The sequence below is a fragment of the Candidatus Bathyanammoxibius amoris genome (assembly GCA_024451685.1).
Classification (GTDB): domain Bacteria; phylum Planctomycetota; class Brocadiia; order Brocadiales; family Bathyanammoxibiaceae; genus Bathyanammoxibius; species Bathyanammoxibius amoris.
This window is the reverse complement of record JAMXCW010000013.1, coordinates 254-15,742: the sequence shown is the minus strand read 5'-3', so window position 1 is coordinate 15,742 and position 15,489 is coordinate 254. Positions and strand designations below refer to the sequence as shown.

General features: G+C 53.3%; 14 protein-coding genes. 8 read left to right on the top strand and 6 right to left on the bottom strand.

All coding sequences use genetic code 11. From position 1 onward, the window contains the following. Positions 1–3: 3 nt before the first annotated feature. The 3 genes from NOU37_07705 to metG are packed head-to-tail and all read right to left on the bottom strand — an operon-like array spanning position 4 to position 2,621. Positions 4–1,047 carry a class I mannose-6-phosphate isomerase gene (locus NOU37_07705; GenBank protein MCQ4575112.1) on the bottom strand — a complete coding sequence of 348 codons (1,044 nt, stop codon included), beginning with the start codon at positions 1,045–1,047 and terminating at the stop codon, positions 4–6. 10 nt (positions 1,048–1,057) lie between these two features. Beyond that, entirely contained in the window at positions 1,058–2,185 is a 1,128-nt protein-coding gene (locus NOU37_07700) for a hypothetical protein (GenBank protein ID MCQ4575111.1), read from the bottom strand. Positions 2,186–2,222: 37 nt separating this feature from the next. Continuing rightward, the gene (metG, locus tag NOU37_07695) at positions 2,223–2,621 is read right to left on the bottom strand and encodes a methionine--tRNA ligase subunit beta (protein ID MCQ4575110.1); all 399 of its coding nucleotides are present in this window, start codon (positions 2,619–2,621) and stop codon (positions 2,223–2,225) included. A gap of 83 nt (positions 2,622–2,704) precedes the next feature. Between metG and NOU37_07690 the strand changes: the two genes are divergently transcribed. Then, positions 2,705–4,288 (top strand): glycosyltransferase family 39 protein, encoded by a 1,584-nt coding sequence (locus NOU37_07690; protein MCQ4575109.1) that lies wholly within the window; start codon positions 2,705–2,707, stop codon positions 4,286–4,288. 27 nt (positions 4,289–4,315) lie between these two features. Here NOU37_07690 and NOU37_07685 read toward each other — a convergent pair whose 3' ends face one another. Together NOU37_07685 and hutU are read right to left on the bottom strand one after the other, a co-directional pair. Next, the gene (locus NOU37_07685) at positions 4,316–4,732 is read right to left on the bottom strand and encodes a hypothetical protein (protein ID MCQ4575108.1); all 417 of its coding nucleotides are present in this window, start codon (positions 4,730–4,732) and stop codon (positions 4,316–4,318) included. 200 nt (positions 4,733–4,932) lie between these two features. Next, positions 4,933–6,606 carry a urocanate hydratase gene (gene hutU, locus NOU37_07680; GenBank protein ID MCQ4575107.1) on the bottom strand — a complete coding sequence of 558 codons (1,674 nt, stop codon included), beginning with the start codon at positions 6,604–6,606 and terminating at the stop codon, positions 4,933–4,935. A 192-nt stretch (positions 6,607–6,798) separates the two neighbouring features. Here hutU and larC point away from each other — a divergent pair, with 192 nt between their 5' ends. From larC to NOU37_07650, 6 genes are read left to right on the top strand one after another with little or no spacing between them, the layout of a single operon-like run. After that, positions 6,799–7,986 (top strand): nickel pincer cofactor biosynthesis protein LarC, encoded by a 1,188-nt coding sequence (gene larC / locus NOU37_07675; protein MCQ4575106.1) that lies wholly within the window; start codon positions 6,799–6,801, stop codon positions 7,984–7,986. Then, the gene (locus NOU37_07670; protein MCQ4575105.1) at positions 7,983–8,597 is read left to right on the top strand and encodes an electron transport complex subunit E; all 615 of its coding nucleotides are present in this window, start codon (positions 7,983–7,985) and stop codon (positions 8,595–8,597) included. The genes larC and NOU37_07670 overlap by 4 nt, the downstream gene beginning before the upstream one ends. Further along, complete coding sequence (locus NOU37_07665) at positions 8,598–9,248, top strand: RnfABCDGE type electron transport complex subunit A (GenBank protein ID MCQ4575104.1); 651 nt, start codon at positions 8,598–8,600, stop codon at positions 9,246–9,248. Positions 9,249–9,292: 44 nt separating this feature from the next. After that, the gene (locus NOU37_07660; GenBank protein MCQ4575103.1) at positions 9,293–10,258 is read left to right on the top strand and encodes an RnfABCDGE type electron transport complex subunit B; all 966 of its coding nucleotides are present in this window, start codon (positions 9,293–9,295) and stop codon (positions 10,256–10,258) included. A 41-nt stretch (positions 10,259–10,299) separates the two neighbouring features. Further along, a complete protein-coding gene (locus tag NOU37_07655) occupies positions 10,300–11,046 on the top strand; it encodes a 16S rRNA (uracil(1498)-N(3))-methyltransferase (GenBank protein ID MCQ4575102.1) in 747 nt (248 codons plus the stop codon). A gap of 35 nt (positions 11,047–11,081) precedes the next feature. After that, positions 11,082–12,797 carry a DUF1858 domain-containing protein gene (locus NOU37_07650; GenBank protein MCQ4575101.1) on the top strand — a complete coding sequence of 572 codons (1,716 nt, stop codon included), beginning with the start codon at positions 11,082–11,084 and terminating at the stop codon, positions 12,795–12,797. On the opposite strand, the gene NOU37_07645 is transcribed toward NOU37_07650, so the two are convergent. Further along, the gene (locus NOU37_07645; protein MCQ4575100.1) at positions 12,794–14,248 is read right to left on the bottom strand and encodes a hypothetical protein; all 1,455 of its coding nucleotides are present in this window, start codon (positions 14,246–14,248) and stop codon (positions 12,794–12,796) included. The two genes, NOU37_07650 and NOU37_07645, sit on opposite strands and share 4 nt — an antisense overlap. Positions 14,249–14,492: 244 nt before the next feature. On the opposite strand from NOU37_07645, the gene NOU37_07640 reads away from it, so the two are divergent. Beyond that, positions 14,493–15,489, top strand: a 997-nt coding sequence (locus tag NOU37_07640) for a tetratricopeptide repeat protein (protein MCQ4575099.1), incomplete at its 3' end; no start/stop codon positions are given.

Below are 15,489 nucleotides of genomic sequence, written 5' to 3'. Positions count from 1 at the left end.
AATTCAAGATATAACCTCCTGAACAACTACAGCAGGAGCGGTCTTGATAATCCTGCACCGCCCGTGCGGACACAGCTTATAACGTTTAAGCGCGGCAGGTACCAGTACTGACTCACCCGCCGAGACGTCAAGACGCCCGGACTCTCCGTAAACAATCGTACCCGAGCCCTCAATAACGGTAAGGATATGGAACACAGGCATGTCATCCATGCCGCACTCTTCGTCTGCTAATTCAAGGGATTCCAGCATGAACTTCTCGCACTCCAGCAGCAGTTCCCTCTTCTTTGGAGGCGGACTAAGGAGAACCGGCTGCGTCTTGTCTTGCCTGTGCTCCGCCGGTGGCGCAAAGTTAATTACCTCCAGGGCCTTTTGCACGTTTAACTCCCTGTCTCGACCCCAGTCACATAGTCTATAGGTAATGTCCGAGTTCTGCTGCACCTCGAGGAGAACTATCCCGGGGCCAATTGCATGCAGGGTGCCGGGTGGTATAAATATAACGTCGCCCGGACTAACAGATAGAAAATTTAAGCAATCCTCTAAACTATCGTCCTTCAGGGAGCGTTCAAGGTTCTCGCGGGTGATTCCCGGTCGCAGCCCTCGTATTATCCATGCCCCGGGGTCGGCGTGTATGATGTACCATGCCTCCATTTTTCCGGACTCTCCCGGTGGCTCGTTGGCCATAACATATGAATCGCCGGGATGTACCTGAAGCGACAATCTCTCCGAAGTATCGATCAGCTTCACCAGTAACGGGAATCTGTTCCCGCCCGTGGTATTGCATCCGCGACCCAGCAGGTCATTCACCTTTGCGTCATCCATAAGCTGGCGTAGACGCATGTCCTTATAGATGCCGTTTATAACAATACTGTTGTCGTCACCGTGGTCGGCAACCTCCCAGGCTTCACCCACACAGCCGCCGGGCGGCACGTCCTTCCCGAAGAGTGTGCCCAGCCTGTTACCGCCCCACAGGGTCTTCTTATAAATACTCGCGAATTTTAAGGGATAAAGGTCATTTCTGACCATGCCCCCCTGCTTCTCTAACCTCATCACACCCACTTTAATTCCTGGGCGCGGGGAAAAAAACCTTCAGGAAGTCATGCACGCCCTTTATCATAGCCGCGACGTCACCCTTGCTGTAAACGTCAAAATTCACTGCTGCAGCATCTTCGCGCAGGTGCCACCATGATACAAACTCACTGTGCTTGGCCTCGTCATAAACGCCCTTATCAAGGAGTTTATCATTAAGGTCTCCAATGGTGTCCCACTCCTTGACGGGGATATTGTCTTTTGTGCACAAAGACCTCAACGCCACCTCAAGTACGGCACCGCAGAGGACTGCGGCGGCGTCCTTACGCCCCTGCGAAAGCTGGACCTGGGCCTGCCACAGTATATTCTCCTGTATATCCAGACCGGTTGGCAACTTCGTCTCACACGCTTCTTCCTTGACAGGCTCCTTTTTAGCCGTCTCTTCCGCCTCCGGACGAGACTGTTCCGTCGGTCGAGGTCTCTCCTCTTTCTTCTTCTTTTTCTTTTTCTTTTCCTCGGCATTCACCGTGGGAGATTTCTCTGCGAGCGGCTTTTCCTGTGCCGGTTTTGTCCCGGCGGCGGGCGTTTCTTCCTCAGGCACCTCTTCCAGCTTCAGGCGCGGTCGTTCGGGTGGCTGCGGTGTCTCCTTCGCCTCCGCTATATCCGGCTTTGGCTTCTTAGCTGCGGGCTTCTCCTGCGCTGGTTTTGTCCCGGTAGCAGGCGTTTCTTCCGCAGGTTCCTCTTCCAGCTTCAGGCGCGGTCGTTTGGGTGGCTGTGGTGTCTCCTTCGCCTCCGCTATACCTGGTTTTGTCTTCTTAGCTGCGGGTTCTTTCTGTGGCGGTTTTTCTGCCGGGGACGGCCTCGCTTCTTCCCCGGGAGGCGGTTCCACCAACGACTTTCTAAGCGCGGTCAGCACCCCTATCCCTACGCTGCAACTCGATAATGACGCCTTGTTCACACGAGTATCAAAATCCTTGTAAAACCGGTTGTCTTCCCCCAGTTCCTCCAACATAAAGTCCAGTGAACTGGTCTTCCACTCCTCAAAGGCTTCTTCATGGAAACCCTCGGCAGACCCGAACATACCTCTTACACCCTTTCCCCTGCCGATGAGTCCGTCCAGGAATTTAAGCTTTTCTGCGTTCCATTTGCTATCATTCATAAGTCAACCGCCTGCCAGTTTCTTTTGTGTAAGTGGATTACCTGATCCTGGAGCCCGGGCTTACATCCTTTTCCGGTTCCAGGATAACCACACTCCGGCCGTCCTGGGCCGCAAGCAACATGCCCTGGCTCTCCACGCCCCTGAGTATCGCCGGTGCCAGGTTATTCACGATAATTATCTTCTTTCCTATCAGTTCTGAAGTGCCGTAATGGTCCTTCAGGCCCGCGACCAGTTGTCTGCCCTCTATACCGTCACCGGCGTCTATTTTCAGTACAAGGAGTTTGTCGGCGTCAGGGTGGTCTTCAGCGGAGGTTATCTCGGCCACCCGCAGGTCTATCCGCCCAAATTCCTCTATGGTTATTAAACCGGCGTCCATACATGAAAATTCTATCAGAAGTCTTTCCCGGTAATCAAGCAAAAACAAATCATTTGACATAGGCACATAGTATCTTTATCATTCTGCCTCCGGTAATATTGTATTCAATTGCACATGACACTTAGTTGTTAATCTATCCTCTAATGAACTATCTCCAGGGCACCCGCGGACATATTATAGTACTAATCGTCTTCTGCTCCCTCCTGTACTTTCCCCGTCTGGGCACGCCTGATCTAAGCGGCAGCAGTTCGGAGCTGCGTTATGCAGAGATAGCGAAAGAGATGCTAAGGGACGGCCACTGGATAGTACCGTATTTTGCTCAAGAGGAGTATCACGGCAAACCGCCCCTCTATTTCTGGTCCGTGGCTTTATTGAGCGCGGCTACGGGGACAATAACGGAGACGTCCGCGCGCCTGCCTGCCGCGCTTAGTTCGATGGGAATAGTGCTGGTCACCTATTTCCTGGGCAGCAAGCTATTTGGCTCGAGGGCCGGTCTGCTGGCCGCACTTATGCTGGCGTGCTCTCCAAAGATTTTCTCCTATGCCAGAGCCGTGCGAATGGACGCCATGTATACCTTTTTCTTCACTTCGTTCCTGGCGTCGTTTTACTACGGGTATACGTACAAACTGCGGCAGTACTTGCTGCTGGCCGGTGTCGCGATTGCCCTGATGGTGTTAACAAAGGGGCCGCTCTCACTCTATTTCCCCAGTGCGGTTGCCTTTCTCTACCTTGTGTACTGTCGCGACTTTCTGTTCTTATTGAGCAAAGACTTCTTCCTGTGTGTCGGCACGTTCCTGCTAATCGTGCTTGCCTGGGCCATACCTACCTATATGGAAGGGGGTGCCGGATATTTTGGCTGGTTCCATAGCGAAAACATCGCCCTGTACACGGTGGAAAAGGAGACCGAATGGGACGTCCCTTTAGAGTATCTGGGTGACGTCTTTATGGGGGCTGCGCCATGGTCCCTCTTCCTGCCATTGATCCTCTACAATTACTATTCACACGGGAGAGGACAGAAAGAGACGACGTTTCTCCTGATATGGATGGCTGTTATGTATGTGAGTTTCAGTCTGACCTTCCAGAGAAGAAGCCCGTACCTTCTGCCCCTTTACCCGGCGCTTTCTATTTTAGTAGCGGCCTACATAGATAAATACCTTGACGACGTTACCGCGAGACAGCATTACGTCTCTTACGGCGTTTTGTACCTGCTGGCCGTCGCCGCCGGGGTTGTTGCCGGCAGCATAGCCGGGAATCATGACATTGGCACCAATTTAATCATAATCGCCGCCGTTGCCTTTGTCTCGTTCGGTGCGGCGGTTTTACTCTTAAGCAGGCGCAGCAAATCTCTTTACCCATTTTTCACCGCGAGCCTTATATTGCTCAGTGTCTGCGGCTTCACACGGGCACTGTACTTCGCGCCCAGGGCGGGGGGAAAAATCTCTACCCGGCATCTGCATGAGGAAATACGCGGTATGATGAAGGAAGGCGCTCAACTGGCTATGTACGATGGTCTACCCGTACGTTACACCCTCTACTTCTACGGCAGCATGTACCCGAAGAAAATTTCTTCAGAAGACGAACTCATAAGATTTCTTGATTCCACCGAGGCGGGCTATTGCATCGTTGCCGCGGACTACTACCAGGCCTTGAAGAGCCGCCATCCCTCCCTGCAGGGAAGTGAGTTCAAGGGTGTGAAAAAGAGATACGTCCTGGTCTCCAAACAGTAGCCTCCGTGAGACGCGACGCGTCTTAAATTACAGTATCACCGCCTCTTCAGCCAGTTCCAGGGCAAGATATTCTACCCCTTCTCCCCCGGCGGCCGAAGTCAGGGGACCGGTAAGCCGTTTGAGTAGATTCCACAGCCTCCGGAACGGAGAGGTCAGGATATACCACAACCATTCCAGAGGAGTTCTCTCCTCCCTGGCAAGTTCGTCGTTGAGGTCGGCCAGCTTCTTCATGTCGTTCTTTATTTGATCCAGCACGTCGTCCCTTGACTGAACAAGCTCAAAATGTTCTCTTCGGGCCTCCTTCGTCTTGAGGCCGTCTTTGATCAGGCCCTCTACGCTCCTCGTTAAGTTGCCCAGGGCGCGCTTTTCCCCATTCATGCTGTGCTTCAGCCCTGAGATCTTGTGTTTGAGCACTCTTATTCCTTCTGATTTGTCTCCGGTCATTTTTTACCCCCCCCCTTACTTGGTCGAAAAGTGTTAACAACCAAGTCTTTGCGCTAACCAAGCCGCTTAGCAGTCGCAAAAGCATAGCACGTTACGCATATAAACACCATATTCCAGAGAAAAATTTCTTGCGGCCCGCTACGGCTGGAAAGGCGCGACCAGACGCATCCTGCTGATAGTATCATTTTATCTGATAATCATTACTCCGGTGTCTTGACATCCTTTTCTCTGGCCGTATTGACGGCGATTTCGTAGCCGGCGTCGGCGTGGCGGGCTATGCCGATGCCGGGGTCGGCGGTGAGCACCCTCTCAAGCCTCTCGTCGCGCTCTTTAGTGCCGTCCGCCACGATGACCATACCGGCGTGGAGTGAGTTGCCTATGCCCACACCGCCGCCGTGGTGGAAACTGACCCAGCTTGCGCCGCAGATAGCGTTCAGGGCGAAATTCAGGAGGGGCCAGTCGGCGATGGCGTCGCTGCCGTCCCGCATGTCTTCCGTCTCCCTGTAGGGCGATGCCACCGAGCCGCAGTCCAGATGGTCGCGGCCAATCACCACAGGGGCCTTCAGCTCCCCCTTCCCTACCATATCGTTGATTACGCGCCCGAAGGCCGCCCTCTCGCCGTAGCCGAGCCAGCATATACGCGCGGGGAGGCCTTCATGCGGGACTTTTTCCCGCGCGAGGGTAATCCACCGGGTCAGCGCGGTGTCGCCGGGGAATTGTTTGAGTACGGCGTCATCGAGCCGGCTGATGTCTTCCGGGTCGCCCGATAACGCGACCCACCTGAACGGTCCCTTGCCCTCACAAAACAGCGGCCGTATGTAGGCGGGTACGAAACCGGGGTATTTAAATCTGCCGTCCGCATTTCTTATGCCGACCCCTGCCGATTCAGCCCGCGCCCTCAGGTTGTTCCCGTAGTCGAAGCATATGGCCCCGGCCTTTTGCATATCCAATATTGCCCCGGCGTGGAGGGCAATGGCCTCAAGCGCACGTTTCTTGTACTCAACCTTATCCGTTTCCCTGAGCCCGTCCATCTCTGCCACGTCACCGATTGGGACGTAGCTGTAGATATCGTGGGCCGGGGTCTGGTCCGTGACTACGTCGGGGATAACGCCCCGCCTTACCAGTTCGGGGTGTATCTCTGCGGCATTGCCGACCAGTCCAACCGATAGTGGTTTCCCGCCGGATTTTGCCTCCATGACCCAGCCTAGCGCCTCATCGAGGCTGCGGGTAATCCTGTCGCAGTATCCCTGGTCGACGCGCCTCTGCACGCGTGCCTCCCTTACCTCTACGTCCAGTATTACGCCCTCGTTCATGGTGACGGAGGGCGGCTGGGCACCGCTCATCCCGCCCATACCGGCGGTGAGGACGAACCTGCCCTTAAGAGAGGCGGTATTGAATTCCTTTTGTGCCAGGGCGGCGAAGGTGTTGTAGGTGCCCTGGAGGATGCCCTGTGTGCCGATGTATATCCAGCTCCCGGCGGTCATCTGTCCGTACATTGTCAAGCCCATCCGGTCGTATCTGTCAAAATTTTCTTCCGTAGCCCATGCGGGCACAAGGTTGGCGGTGGCGATAACTACCCTGGGGGCGTGGGGATAGGTCTTTGCCACGTAGACGGGCCTGCCTGATTGTACGCAGAGTGTCTGGTCGTTATCGAGCGTTTCCAGGGCCCTTGTTATCCTGTGAAATTCCTTCCAGTTTCTCGCGACCCTGCCCGCGCCCCCGTAGGCGATGAGCTCTTTTGGGAGTATTGCGACGTCCGGGTCGAGGCAGTTCATCATCATCCTGAGCGCGGCCTCGGAGTCCCAGTTCTTTGCATGGAGTTTAGCGCCCGTGTAGGCCCTTACGGGTCTTTTCGGGGCCAATTCATAATGCATCGGTCGGGTCAGTTGATTTGCCTCCTGTCGCGGGGGGTTTCACAGCACTCAGGATACAATACGGCCGGGTAGCAGTCAATAAACGTATGTATACTCTGCGGGAAAGGCTTCCTTGACTTTAAGGGGTTTTTATGCTAATTTTTCTGGACTTTGTGCTTCGAACGAAACCTTCCCCAGAAGGATGGATGAAGAGTGAGGGTAGCGTATTTTGACTGCTTTTCTGGGGCAAGCGGCGACATGATATTGGGTTCGCTGGTGGATGCCGGTCTCGAGGGCGCCGTACTTGCCCAGGAATTTAGGAAACTCTCCCTAAAACTTCCGCACAAGATATCATTTGAAAAGATATCTAGGGCCGGTATAGCCGGCACCAAGTTTGACGTCCTGCCTGAACAGGGTGGCGAAAAGGAGAGGAGGCATCTGCGTTTCGATGAGCTTTGCAAACCTGTCAGGCAGATGGAGCTTCCGGAGCATCTGCTGGAGAGCAGTATTAAAATTTTAACACGGCTGGGAGAAGCCGAGGCGAAGGTGCACAACACTACGCTTGAAGACATACACTTCCACGAGATAGGGGCGCTTGACACCGTTTTAGACGTGGTGGGCGCAGTAACGGCCCTTGACAGGCTTGGTGTGGAGGAGGTCCTCTACTCGCCGCTGCCCACCGGTTCAGGGTTTGTGGAGTGTGAACACGGCAGGCTGCCGCTGCCGGCGCCTGTTACCGTTGAACTCCTGAGGGGGCAAAAGGTGTTTTCAGGTCCCGCGGAGAGGGACCATGAACTGACCACGCCCACAGGCGCTGCGATATTGACTACTCTGGGGAGGTGTGTGGACTATTGTCCCGATATGACGCTGGAGGCGATCGGCTACGGGGCCGGCTCAAGAGAGGTCTCCGGGTCACCTAATCTCTTACGGGTGCTCCTTGGCGAGAGGTCTCACGTTGCCCGTGGAGACGAGGTATGGGTCATTGAGACAAACGTTGACGACATGACGGGTGAGATATGCGGTTACGTGACGGACAAACTGCTCCAGGCGGGCGCGGTGGACGTATACACCACACCCATCCAGATGAAGAAAAGCAGGCCGGGTGTACTGTTTACGGCAATCGTCCCTGAAGGGGCGAGGGATGGCGTGGAGAAGGTCTTTTTCCGGGAGACTACGACGTTTGGCATAAGGAGTTATAAGGCATCCAGGAAGGTGTTGGACCGCAACCTTATCGAGGTCGAGACGTGCTACGGTCCCGTTAAGGTAAAGGTCGGGAGGCTGAACGGCGAGAGAAGAAACGTCTCACCTGAGTATGAGGATTGCAGGCGTATTGCGGAGTTAAAGGCAGTACCCTTGAAGTCGGTCTACGAGGCTGCGATGGAGGCGACCAGAGACTTATGAATAAAGAGCACACGATAAAATACGAATTTACAAAGGGCTTATGGGCGCATAATCCGCTTTTTGTGGCACTCCTCGGTATGTGTCCGGCCCTGGCCGTGACCACGACCGTGTCCAACGGTCTGGCCATGGGAACGGCTGTGATACTGGTGATGATGTTGTCGAACATATTGATATCTTCAATACGGAACCATATCCCCAAGGAGGTGCGTATCCCCTGCTTTATCGTGGTTATAGCGGCCTTTGTAACCATGGTGGAGCTGCTCATGAAGGCCTATCTGCCGCCTGAGATAAACGAGTCTCTGGGGATATTTATACCCCTGATAGTGGTTAACTGTGCGATTATGTACCGGGCGGAGGACTTTGCCAGCAAGCATGGCGTGTTCCGTTCCGCCATAGACGGCGCGGGGATGGGTATAGGTTTCACCGTAGCGCTTGTCACGCTCTCGGTCATTCGAGAGGCGGTAGGCATGGGCACTATCCTCGGTATAAGGATATCGGAGAGCTACCAGCCCGCCTCGGTAATGATTATGGCCCCGGGGGCCTTTCTCGTGCTCGGGCTCCTTCTGGCCTACTTTAACTGGCGAAAACTCCAGAGGGGGGAGAAGATATAAATGGAAGGCGAATTCAGTAATCTCTTCACTATCATTATAAGCGCGATATTCGTCAACAATTACGTGCTCGCGAGATTCCTCGGGCTCTGCCCGTTCTTCGGCGTCTCCAAGACAACGAGCGCCGCCATGGGCATGGGCATGGCCGTTACCTTCGTAATGACCCTGGCCTCCGCGGCGACCTGGGTTATTTATAATTACATACTGCTTCCCGGCCCGTCAAATATCTTCGGCTCGATATTCCCCGGCGTAGCCGAGGCGGGTATGGTTGACGTACTGAAGACAATAAGTTATATTTTAGTTATAGCAACGTTGGTACAGCTGGTTGAGACGGTAATGAGGAAGATGACCCCGGCCCTCTACGACAGCCTGGGGATATACCTTCCGCTCATCACCACCAACTGTGCGATACTTGGTGTGGCGCTTCTGGGTACAACCAATGCCCCTATGCGCCTGTCTATACTGGAGGTTTCAGTCCAGGGATTTGCCGCTGGCATCGGGTTTACGCTGGCGCTTCTGCTGATGTCGGGGATCCGTGAGAGGCTCATGCTCCTTGACCTGCCGAAGTCCTTCCAGGGTGTTCCTATCGCATTTGTAAGCGCATCGCTGATGGCCCTGGCCTTTATGGGTTTCTCCGGTATGGTAAGCTGGTAGGGAAAAGACCAGGGATTAGTTGTTTCATTGAGGAGGGTTGGTAGATGGATATGGTAATGGTGTCTCTGATATCTATGGGTTTCCTGGGGATGCTTTTTGGTTTTGGACTGGCCATTGCCACTGAAAAATTCCACGTAGAGGTGGACCCTAAACAGACTGAGGTGGAGGATTCCCTCCCGGGGATCAACTGTGGAGCGTGCGGGTTTCCCGGCTGCGGCAAATATGCCGAGGCCGTTGCAAAGGGTGAGACGGAGGTCAACCTGTGCGTGCCCGGTGGAGAGGAGACCACAGAGGCCCTCGGCGGAATAATGGGCGTAAAGGCCGAAAAGAAAGAAACGCGCGTTGCCGTCCTTATGTGCAGCGCGAAGAACGTACAGAATAGATTTGAGTACAGCGGCGTTAAGACATGCCGCGCGGCGTTTCTGACGCAGAACGGGAATAAGAGCTGTGAGTACGGATGTCTGGGGCTTGATGACTGCGCGGTGGTCTGTCCTACCGAGGCTATATATCTGGACGAGAACAAGCTGCCGCACGTCATAGAGAAACGCTGTATTGCCTGCGGCAAATGTGCCGATATATGCCCGAAAAACCTGTATCAGATATTACCCATATCCAAATATGTACACGTAAGGTGTATGAACCTTGATAAGGGTGGCCCTGCCAAGAAAAAGTGTGATAACCCGTGTATTGCCTGTCTGAAGTGTGAAAAGGTGTGTCCCTTTGACGCCATCCACGTCAAGAACAACCTTGCCGTAATTGATTATGACAAGTGCACCTCCTGCGGCGAGTGTGTTAAGGTCTGTCCCACGGACATAATACGGAATTATCGCGAAGGATATGGACGGCCGGTGGTCCAGGAGTGGGTGGACCAGTTCATAGACATGGCCATCGAGCCTCTCAAGCCGAAGAAGGCTGAGAAGAAGGAAAAGGCCGCAACGAAAACCGAGGCTGCGACAAAGGTTGAGACCGCGCCCAAGGTCTTCCCCCCTCAGGGTGCCGCGCGAGATTGACCTTTTAGCGTTTTACTCAACGATTGGAGACCCACCGCCATTTGAAGGAAAAGAAACGGGAGCGCTTTTATACCCCCGAGTTGCCGGAAGACGGAAAACTCTGGATTAACGGGCAAGAGGCACACCACATGCTCCGTGTCAAGCGGCTGCGGCTTGACGAGGGGCTTCTTTTATTTGACGGAAGGGGTAGAGAAGCGGTGGGCAGGGTCGTTGAGATTCAGCCGGGCAAGGCTCTCATAGCAATAGAGAGTGTTGGACAAGTTAGTAGAGAGGCCGGGATTGCAATAACCCTGGCCTTCTCTGTACCAAAGGGAAAGAGGGCTGAATTTCTCGTACAGAAATGTTGTGAGCTTGGCGTAACAAGGCTGATACCGCTTGAATGCGAGCGGAGCGTGGTAAAGCTTGTCCAGAAGGCTTCACCGAAGGTAGAGAAGTGGAAAAGTGTGGCGGTAGAGGCATCCAAGCAGTGTGGCCGCACCTATATAACCAGTATCTCCGAGGCCGTAAATTTTCCAGAGCTGATGCGCACCGCAGACGTCTACAGCCCAAAATTCCTGGCCTCTACAGGCCCGGATGCAAGCCCTCTCAGTGACGCGGTACGTGATAACAAGGACCGGAAAGACATGCTCTGCGTCATCGGACCGGAGGGCGGCTTCTCGAAGAAAGAGATGGAGACCGCGATACAGGCAGGTTGTATTCCAGTCAGCCTCGGCCCCGGCACACTGCGTACCGAGACGGCGGCCCTGGCCTTAGTGTCTATGCTCCTTTACGCCTATAATTCTGTTTGAGACTGAAAACGACCGTTTTATAACCGGTACTTATTATGAAGATAGACCGCAATTCAATAATCAAGGAGATTATCGAGGAACACCCTTATACCTATGAGGTGTTCAAGCGGAACAGGCTGGTACTTGCCGGCGGGGTGCGGGGACCCAATGAGCCACTCGCCTTCTTCTGCAAGGCGCACAATGTGGACTATAACACGCTGGTAAAGGAACTCGAAGAGGCGATTGCAAAAGGCCCTCCAAGCGGTGAAGTTCTCCCTCCGCCCCTGGCAGAGGACACCATCTATGCAATCTACGCCAAGGCCGCGCTTATCGTATGTCTCACGGTGGGCTGCACCTTTGGAGCGGCGGTCCTGGCCTATATTGCGCTCAACAAAGACTACTATGTCATGCCCGTATCTCTTATACAGGCCCACGGGCACGCCCAGCTCTTTGGCTGGGTGGGTCTGTTCATTATGGGTTTCGCGTATTATATCGTACCCAGGGTAAAGAATATCGACCTGCAAGGCAGGGGTATCACCTACCTGAGCTTTTGGGCGATGTTGACAGGGTTAGTTCTGAGGACGGTACTGCAGGCCGTGCCGGATACGTCTCTCGCAATACTTCTGCCCCTTTCCGGCGTCTTACAGCTATTTGCCGCGCTGGTATTTACGCTTGTGCTTCTCAAGACGTTTAAGGCCAGCCAGGAGGGCTCAGAGATATTTGACAAGTTCTTCGTGGCCGGGCTTATATGGTTCATAGCGGCCTGCGGCCTAAACCTCTATCTGGACGTTTACCTCTACCAGCACGCTACGGGTGAGATACCCGCCGCCCTACACCACAACCTGGTCCACATATTTCTCTTCGGTTTTGTGTTCATGTTTATCTTCGGGGTTAACCTGAGGACGGTGTTCGCCTTTTTGGACGTGAGGGAACCGAATACACCGGTGATAAATTTTTGCTTCTGGCTCCTGAACGCCGTCGTAGCCCTGTACCTCATACAAAGCCTTTCATCATGGCTGGTTTATCCCCTTGCCACCGGGGTTTTGTTGTTCACATACGGTATAAGGGTCTTCGAAAGCCCCACAAAAGAGCTTGCGGACATAGTTATGGACAGGAGTTATGAGAAGACCATAAAGGCCGCATACGTGTGGTTGATAATAGGCATGCTGATAAGGGTGGCGGTGCCTTCTATCGGCGAGTCCACGCCTGCCGGCCATCTCTTCTACGGCGCCTCCAACCATGCCGTGACGGTGGGCTTTGTCTCGATGATGATGATAGGTTATGCATCCAAGATGGTCCCCACCTTCAGGGGGGTTGCCCTGTACAACATGCGCCTTTCAGAATGGACCTTCCTGCTGCTGAACGCCGGTATCTTCCTGAGGGTATTTTCCCAGATGCTGATACCGTTTTATCCGGGTCTTGCATACCCTGTAGTCGGTATATCCGGCTGGGTGGAGGTTACGGCCCTGGGCATGTTCGCCTACAATCTATGGAATACTATAAACATGAAGGAAGAGCTGCGGGCCGAAGAGAGGGCCAAGAGGTTGTCCTTCATCACTAAGGATACGATCGTTTACGACGCCATTGAGTCGTGTCCTGAGACGCTGGAGGTGTTCCTTGATTTCGGGTTCTCTCAGCTTTCAAGCCCTACGGCGAGGAGGACCATGGCCAAGGTGGTTACGGTAGAGGCAGCCTGCAAGTTTAAGTCAGTGGATTTAGACAAACTCCTCGAGGCACTAAACAATAAGATAAAAGAGAAACGGACTACCTAGCGCCTCCAGAGCATAAACATCAGTATGACGCTGTAAATCTCCAGCCTGCCGAGCAGCATACAGAAGACGAGAACCCACTTCTCCATAAAATCAAGACCACCGTAATTCATTGCGGCCCCTACCTGACCGAGACCGGGTCCGACGTTTCCCATTGTAGCGGCAGCGGCACTGATGGCGGTTACTATATCTGTCCCTAAGCCAACAAGTATCAGGGAGGCCGCCCCGAAAAGTCCCATATAAAGCACGAAAAAACCGTAGGTATTGATTATAACCTCTTCCTCTACGGAGGTCTGGTACATCTTTACGTGTTTTATTATTCTGGGCGTGGTGAGGCGGACAAGCTCTCGCGTGGTGGATTTAAGCAACAACAGTATCCTGATATGTTTCATGGCCCCGGAGGTAGAACCGGCACAGCCACCGAAGAACATCATCACCAGCAGTAGGAAACGGCAGAAATTAGGCCATGCGTCAAAGTTCTCGGTCGTGAAGCCCGTGCCGGTGGTTATAGAAACCGCCTGAAAGACAGACGCCCTCAGGGCCCCTTTCATGGAATTATCCGCCAGCGGGCCGCTCATATATAAATATGCGGTTAAGAGTGTAATGGCGCTGACAAGCACAACGACGAAGAAACGCAACTCCACGTTTTTAAGCACCTTCCTTACATGCCCGCGGGCAAGCTGGTAGTAGATGATGAAATTACAGGCACCGAGGAACATAAAGGCTATAACGACCGACTCGATATAGGCGCTGTGATAGGCGCCTATGCTGGTGTTCTTTGGGCTGAACCCGCCCGTGGAGACGTTGCTGAAGGTATGGCATATGGCATCGTACTTGGGCATGTCTCCCAGATATAACAGCAGGAACTCAAGCAGCGAGAGTACTATGTATATCACAAAGAGCAGCTTCGCCGTCTCGGCCACTCTTGGACGCAGCTTGTCGGCAAGTGGCCCCCCCGGTATCTCCATCTTAAAGAGGTGATGTGTGCCAAGACCGGTGGTGGGCAGAAAGGCGATAAAGAAGACTACGATACCGAGACCTCCCAGCCACTGGGTCATGCTCCGCCAGAAGACTATGCCACGTGGCAATGACTCTATATCGGCTATGACCGTGGCCCCGGTGGTAGTCAGGCCGCTCATCGCCTCAAAGTACGCGTCACTTATGTTCACGATGCTGCCGGAGAAAAGATATGGCAACGCAATGAAGGCGACGCATATAACCCAGCCGAACACAACGGTCACGAAGCCTTCTCGTATTGTGACCTCTTTCGTCGCAGGCCGGAAGGCGAATTTCATCGCGCCGCCAATGACTACGGTTATTGACACAGCATACATAAAAGCGTTTATCTCTTTACCGTCACCGTAGTACACCGCAACGGCCAGAGGCGCAAGCATGGCCACGGCCAGGAGGATGAGCATTCCGCCTATGGTAGATATGATCAAGGATTTGTTCATTTTATCTGTACTGTTTCAACCTGGTAATACGTCAAAGGCGAAACGGCTGACTTTCTTAGACGAGTCGCAACTATTGTAATAGCAAGGAAGTGCATTATCAAGGGCCTTGGCTGTAGTAGTTTCAGCTTCTTCCTCCAGGGGTCTGTCCATCCCTCAGAGAGTGGTGCCCGGAACGTAAGTACGTCTCCTATAAAAAGTTGACAATTACTTCTCTTGTGGTAGAATTTTCGCAGAGAGACTCAGTATGAATCCTTATTGGGGGAAGTGGGCCATGCGAAACCTGATAATCGCAATATCGCTTATCTGTCTGTGTGCATTCACTGGGTCTTTTGTGCTATGCACCAAAGACACCCTTGCCGTTGATGGGGGTCCTACCGGTTGGTGGTCCGATAGCGACGGCAACAATTATTATGGAGACTCACCCTCAGACAGTTCTTCTTCCAGCGACGATGGCTATTACTACGTGCCCTCAGGGCCTTCGCCTCAGGAATTGGAGAGGAAACGACGGTGGAATGAGGCTCATAAGCTAAACAAGAAAGGCAATGAATACCTTGAGAAGAACGATTATGACAACGCCATAAAATACTATAAAGAGGCACTAGAATATGACCCTGATGATGATGTTATTGAGCGCAGTCTGGCGATTGCCTTGGGTCAAAAGGCCTATGACAATAAAGATTTTGACGCTGCCATAAAATACTATAATGAGGCACTAGCATATGGTCTAAATCACTCAACAAACTCAACAATCCGGAACAACCTGAGAGACGCCGAAGAGCAAAAGAAAAGGCAGGCGGATAAGCAAAGGCGTGAGGCCGAGGAAGCGCGCCTTGAGAAGGAGGCGCGGTTGTTGGAGCAAAAGCTCAAGGAGGCGAAGCAGAATGTGAATAATATACTGGATGACCTGGCAAAGAAGTTCGACGTCTCACCCCCCGTAAGCGCCTCGAAATCCTCCGGCCTGGCCCTTAAGGGTTCATCTGCCACTAATAAACCCAGGAAGCCGTCAAGATCCTCCGGCTTGAGCTTAAAGGGACCGCCCAGGCGGCTTTTTGAGAAGGGCACAAAGGACTCCGCCCCAGTGGGTGTCATCCGTGAAGCAGATGAAATCACGCGACAGTTGTACCGGCAAGAACTCATGAAGGATTTTGAGGATAGCCCTGAAGGAGATGAAATCACGCGACAGTTGTACCGGCAAGAACTCATGAAGGATTTTGAGGATAGCCCTGAAGGAGATGAAATCA